Raw genomic sequence first — 5,349 nt, forward strand, 5'->3', positions numbered from 1 at the left:
AGGTGGGGCGGTGCTGTTGGCACCGCCCCACCTTAATAATAGGAGCATGCTCAGCCCCGCTGTTTGAGGAGCTGCTGCTTAATGTCCCAGAGCTTCTGGGAAAGGTCCACATAGTAATTGTGGGGATTCTCAAAGCGCTTGACCTCATCCCACAGGGTATCGATCTGCCCGGCGCACCAGGTGCGCATCTCCTCGATGCTGGGCTTCTCATATACCAACTTACCGCTCTGGAAAATGGGCACCAGCAGCGCCCGGACGGTGAAGTCGGTGATGGTCTTGCGCTTCCAGGTGGCCTCGGGGTCGAAGAGCTCCAGAGGCTGGCTGGGATCGATGACCTCGTCGTGGACGCAGATGAGGTCAGCGATGGCTTTCCCCGTGTCGTTTTCAAAGAGGCGGTAGACCTTCTTGAAATGGGGATTGGTGATCTTGGACGGGTTCTCGCTGATCTTGATCTTGGGCAGAATGGTGCCGTCGGGCTGCTCCACGGCGGAGAGCTTATAGACGCCGCCGAAGACGGGCTCCGACTTGGAGGTGATGAGCCGCTCACCCACACCGAAGGAGTCGATACAGGCGCCCTGCTGGAGGAGGTCCCGGATGATATACTCGTCCAGGGAGTTGGAGGCCACGATCTTGCAATCCTTGAGTCCCGCCTCGTCCAGCATGGCACGGGCCTTTCTGGAGAGGTAGGTGAGGTCGCCGGAGTCCAGCCGAATGGCGCAGTTGGTGATGCCCTGGGGCAGGAGGACCTCCTTAAATGCCCGGATGGCGTTGGGGACGCCGGACTTGAGAACGTTATAGGTGTCCACCAGCAGGGTGGCGGAGTGGGGGTAGAGCTCACAGTAGGTCTTAAAGGCGGTGTACTCGTCGGGGAACATCTGGACCCAGGAGTGGGCCATGGTGCCGCCGGCGGGGGAGCCGTACACCCGGTCGGCCAGGGTGCAGGCGGTGCCGGCGCAGCCGGCGATGTAGGAGGCCCGGGCACCCAGCACGGCGGCGTCGGGCCCCTGGGCCCGGCGGGAACCGAACTCACTCACCGGGCGGCCCTGGGCGGCCCGGACGATACGATTGGACTTGGTGGCGATGAGGGACTGGTGGTTGAGGATGAGGAGGACGTAGGTCTCAATGAACTGGGCCTCGATGGCGGGCGCCCGGACGGTGAGGATGGGCTCGCCGGGGAAGATGGGGGTACCCTCGGGTACGGCCCAGATGTCACCGGTGAAACGGAAGGTGGTCAGGTATTGGAGGAATTCCTCGGAAAAGACCCCCTTGCTCCGGAGAAAGTCAATGTCCTCAGGGGTGAAGCGCAAATCTTGGATGTAGTCGATGATCTGTTCCAGACCAGCGGCGATGGCAAAGCCTCCGCCGTCGGGCACATCCCGGAAAAAGACGTCAAAATAGCAGATCTGCTTGTCGATGCCGGTCTGGAAATAGCCATTGCCCATGGTGAGCTCGTAAAAATCGCACAAAAGGGTGTAATTGTCGGTATGCTTCATGTTCCGTTCGTCCTTTCGCCTGCCGGTCCAGCAGGGGCGGTGTTATCGGTCAGTTACCGTAATGTGGATGCCCTCCAGCACGTCCAGGGCCTTCCGGTGAAGGTCGGGGTCATAGGAGGCAGTGAGCCGGGCGTTCACGGTGATGACGGCGTTGGGAAGGGCCGCCTTCACCATGACAGCGTTGGAGAGCACACAGATGTGGGATACCAGCCCGCACAGCTCCACCGTGTCGTAATCCCGCTCCCGCAGCCAATCAGCCAGGGCCAGAGAGGGAAAGGTCTCCTTCTCAAAGACCGGGTCACCGGGCAGAAGGGAGGCCCCCACCTGTCCGTAGAGCTGCCAGCCGGGGGTGTCCTTCAGGCAGTGGGCAACCGGTAGCTTCTTCCCCTCCATGGTATCGGCGTAGTCGGCACTGTGGGTGTCCATGGTGAAGATGATGTCGCCGCCGCCGGCCCGGACCACCGCAATGCGCTGGGCGATGGGGCCGTCCAGGGCTTCTGCCCCGGCAAAGCCCAGGGTGCCGTCCACAAAGTCCTTTTGATAATCCACTACGATGAGTAGTTCTTTCACAGTGCCCGCCTCCTGTTCTGCTGGAAAAGGGGGTAAAGTTAACCTACATTATATGCGTTTTTTACGAAAAATGCAAGGCCAAGGTGCCCGCGCTATGGCGCAGACGCACAGAATCTGGAAAGGCACCACAAGAATATTTATTGTTTTTCAATAAAAAATAATTGACAAACAATAGAGATGATGGTATCCTGTTCGCGAAGGGAGGGCTGCCCATGCCCGCGACAAGTGTGCAGAAGCTGGCCAGGGTGCTGAAGGTCCTGGTCACCATCACCTTTGTGTGTAACCTCATCGCCCTGGTGTTGGTGCCGGGACTGGCCATGATGAAGGGTTTTCAGCCTCTGCTGGACCTGACGCCCTATGAGCGGAGCTGGGAGGTGCCGACCCGTGTTTTGATTGTTTTCCTGCTGGGCTGGAAGTGGGTGTGGACCTCCGGAGCCTATGATGTGGTGCTTACCCTTTTCCTGCTCTTCTGTGGTGTCTGTACCGCCGTGGTCCTGCTGCAGGCCCGCCGGGTACTGGACACCATTCTGGCGGGCAATCCTTTTCAGAATGCCAACGGGATCAGTCTGCGCCGGGCGGCAGTGTGCTGCTTTCTCATCTCGGCCGCAGCCCTGATCCGGCTGCTGTGGGGTTTCTGGTATTACGCCTCCATCCAGCCCCTCCTGACCTACAATGCCCTCTTTGTGCCCATCTTCTTTATGGGCGGGCTGCTGTGTCTGGTCATGTCCGCCCTCTTCCGCCAGGCGGCAGAGTTGAAGGCGGAGAATGATCTGACCATTTGAGGAGGGGAGACAATGCCCATTGTGGTGAATCTGGATGTGATGATGGCCAAGCGTAAAATGAGTCTGGGGGAGCTGGCTCAGAAAGTGGACATCACCCTGGCCAACCTCTCCATTTTGAAGAACAACCACGCCAAGGCGGTGCGTTTTACCACCCTGGAGGCCATCTGCAAGGCCCTGGACTGTCAGCCCGGGGACATTTTGGAGTATGTGCCTGAGAGGGAGGAGTAGCACATGGTGACATTGATCCTGTTGGGGGCCTTGACGCTGGGGGGACTCTCCTGGGTGCTGGGAGGCGCGGCTATTTTCCGGCGGGGCCCGGGGCTGTCCGCCTTGAGCCTGGGAAGCTGTGCCCTTGCCCTCCTGCTGGCCTGTGTCTATTTTGGCGAGGAAATCCGGGTGCAGCATTGGGACAATTTGACAGATACCGCCGATGCCATGCTGTTTGCCACCGCCGTGCTGACGGCTGTGGCCATGCTCCTGAACGCCGCAGCCTGGCTCAGGGCACGGCGCTGTGATCACCACGCATAGAAAAGCAGCCCGCCGGTCCTCTGGACCGGCGGGCTGTTTGCTTCATTTGTGGTAATCGTCGCCAATACAGGCAAAGTTGGCGGTGAACAGGGCCAGGAGATTGCCGTCTGAGTCGGCGATGTCCACCTGAACTACGCAGCTCCGACGGCCCCGGCGGATCAACACGGCGTTGGCGGTGATGACGCCCTCACGCACTCCCTTCAGGAAACGAATGTCGGCGCACTCCGTGACATACTTCCGTCCGTCGGCCCGGCACAGAACACCGGAGGCAGCGTCAGCCAGGGTGAAGTAGACGCCGCCGTGGAGTCCGCCGCCGGCGTTCAGACTGTCGGGGCCGATCACGGCTTGGGCGGTGACCCGGTCAGGCGCCACGGTGAGCACCGTGATGCCGCTGTGAATCATGTAGGCGTTTTTCTGGTTGGTATAGTCCTTCAGCTCATCCAGATCCATGGGGCTCAGTCCTCCTCGGCCAGGACGATGTGGCCGTCCTCTACGTGGGAGACCACCGCCAGGGACTCCACCCGGATGCCCATGCGGCGGAGCACGGAGCCGCCGTCTTTGGTGGCCTTCTCGATGGCCACACCCACACCGGCCACCTCAGCGCCCGCCTTGGAGACGATCTCCAGTAGGCCAAGAGTGGCCTGGCCGCTGGCCAGAATGTCATCCACCAGAAGTACCCGGTCGTCCTCGTCCAGATAGCGTTTGGACACCCGGATGGTGTAAGACTTCTCCATAGAGAAGGAATGGACCTCGGCGGTATAGACCTCGGGATCAATGTATCCGGTCTGGAATTTCTTGGCGTAGATCGCGGGGACACCCAGATAGAGGGCGGTGAAGCAGGCCACAGCGATGCCGGAGGATTCTACAGTGAGGACTTTGGTGATCCGATCGCCCTTGAAGCGCTTGGCCAGGGCCTTACCCACCCGGTCCAGAAGTTCCACGTCCATGCAGTGGTTGAGGAACATATCCACCCGGATGATGTCGCCGTTTCCCACCTCGGCATCTTTTAAAATACGCTTTTTCAGTTCTTCCATGTCGCTTTGCTGCCTCCGTTCTCTCGTGAACGCGTCAAAGAAAAGGTGTTTGGGTGAAACTCACCGGCAATGGTCCATGAGCCAGTGAAAGAGCTTGGCACCGTCAGCGGTGTCCGGCCGCCGGAGCGCATAGGACATGCGCTCCGGGTGAAACTGAACGGCTAGGATGGGGAGCGATGTGTGTTCCATGGCCTCTACGACGCCAGATTCGCTCCAAGCAGTGGCTGTGAAGCCATCACCAAGGCGATCCACCGCCTGGTGGTGGGCGCTATTGGCGACAAATATGGTGCCGTAGAGCGCCGCGAGAGTGGAACCCTCCAAAGTTCGGACAGGGTGTACCTTATCTTTGGGAATGCCGGGAGTGCGGCGGTGGAACAGATTGCCCACAGGACCCATGTCCTGGATCAGAGAACCACCGAAGGCCACATTCAGAAGCTGGTGGCCGCGGCAGATGCCCAAAATGGGTTTCCCGGCGTCAGCAAACGCCTTGGCTAGAATCAGCTCAGCCTGATCTCTGGCAGAATCGATGCCCTCGGAGCCTTGATTGGTCTGACCGAAGAGCGCGGGGTCCAGATCGTCGCCGCCGGTAAGCAGAAGGCCGTCGCAGGAAAAATCGGGAGCCGGGCAGTAACCACCAATGGGGATGCCTCCGGCACCTAGTATGGCTTGTTCGTAATTTATCCACCGTTCGTTAGAGGTGGAGACCAAAATGCGCGGTCTGTCCATAGTAAAGCCTCGCTTCCCAATGTGTTCTGCCGCCGGGGCAGGCAACACCCGCGGCGGATGATCTATTGGTCCATATTATAGCGGAAAGCCTCCAGGACTTCAAGACGCGGCATTGACAAAGCGAAAAAAATAGGGTATCTTTTATAAAGTGCGCTGTACGCATACCATTTCATATGCAGCGGTATCGAAGTGGTCATAACGGGGCTGACTCGAAAT

8 protein-coding genes are annotated in these 5,349 nt (G+C 59.4%); 3 read left to right on the forward strand and 5 right to left on the reverse strand.

Translation table 11 applies throughout. The annotated features are described in order from the left end of the window. Positions 1-50: 50 nt before the first annotated feature. Together Q0K15_RS10490 and Q0K15_RS10495 are read right to left on the reverse strand one after the other, a co-directional pair. The gene (locus tag Q0K15_RS10490) at positions 51-1,493 is read right to left on the reverse strand and encodes a nicotinate phosphoribosyltransferase (RefSeq protein WP_294515793.1); all 1,443 of its coding nucleotides are present in this window, start codon (positions 1,491-1,493) and stop codon (positions 51-53) included. Positions 1,494-1,535: 42 nt separating this feature from the next. Beyond that, the gene (locus tag Q0K15_RS10495; protein ID WP_294515794.1) at positions 1,536-2,063 is read right to left on the reverse strand and encodes an isochorismatase family cysteine hydrolase; all 528 of its coding nucleotides are present in this window, start codon (positions 2,061-2,063) and stop codon (positions 1,536-1,538) included. 212 nt (positions 2,064-2,275) lie between these two features. Between Q0K15_RS10495 and Q0K15_RS10500 the strand changes: the two genes are divergently transcribed. From Q0K15_RS10500 to Q0K15_RS10510, 3 genes are read left to right on the forward strand one after another with little or no spacing between them, the layout of a single operon-like run. Next, the gene (locus Q0K15_RS10500) at positions 2,276-2,845 is read left to right on the forward strand and encodes a DUF2975 domain-containing protein (RefSeq protein ID WP_294515795.1); all 570 of its coding nucleotides are present in this window, start codon (positions 2,276-2,278) and stop codon (positions 2,843-2,845) included. Between the two features lie 12 nt (positions 2,846-2,857). After that, on the forward strand, positions 2,858-3,073 hold the full coding sequence (locus tag Q0K15_RS10505; RefSeq protein ID WP_294515796.1) for a helix-turn-helix transcriptional regulator: 216 nt from the start codon (positions 2,858-2,860) through the stop codon (positions 3,071-3,073). Between the two features lie 3 nt (positions 3,074-3,076). Then, positions 3,077-3,373, forward strand: a complete 297-nt coding sequence (locus Q0K15_RS10510; protein WP_294515797.1) for a hypothetical protein — start codon at positions 3,077-3,079, stop codon at positions 3,371-3,373. Between the two features lie 42 nt (positions 3,374-3,415). Here Q0K15_RS10510 and Q0K15_RS10515 read toward each other — a convergent pair whose 3' ends face one another. The 3 genes from Q0K15_RS10515 to Q0K15_RS10525 are packed head-to-tail and all read right to left on the reverse strand — an operon-like array spanning position 3,416 to position 5,133. Further along, a complete protein-coding gene (locus Q0K15_RS10515) occupies positions 3,416-3,823 on the reverse strand; it encodes a PaaI family thioesterase (RefSeq protein WP_294515798.1) in 408 nt (135 codons plus the stop codon). 5 nt (positions 3,824-3,828) lie between these two features. Further along, complete coding sequence (locus Q0K15_RS10520) at positions 3,829-4,407, reverse strand: xanthine phosphoribosyltransferase (protein ID WP_294515799.1); 579 nt, start codon at positions 4,405-4,407, stop codon at positions 3,829-3,831. Positions 4,408-4,467: 60 nt separating this feature from the next. Continuing rightward, entirely contained in the window at positions 4,468-5,133 is a 666-nt protein-coding gene (locus Q0K15_RS10525; protein ID WP_294515800.1) for a gamma-glutamyl-gamma-aminobutyrate hydrolase family protein, read from the reverse strand. Between the last annotated feature and the right edge of the window lie 216 nt (positions 5,134-5,349).

Source organism: uncultured Intestinimonas sp., from assembly GCF_944387245.1.
GTDB lineage: Bacteria > Bacillota > Clostridia > Oscillospirales > Oscillospiraceae > Intestinimonas.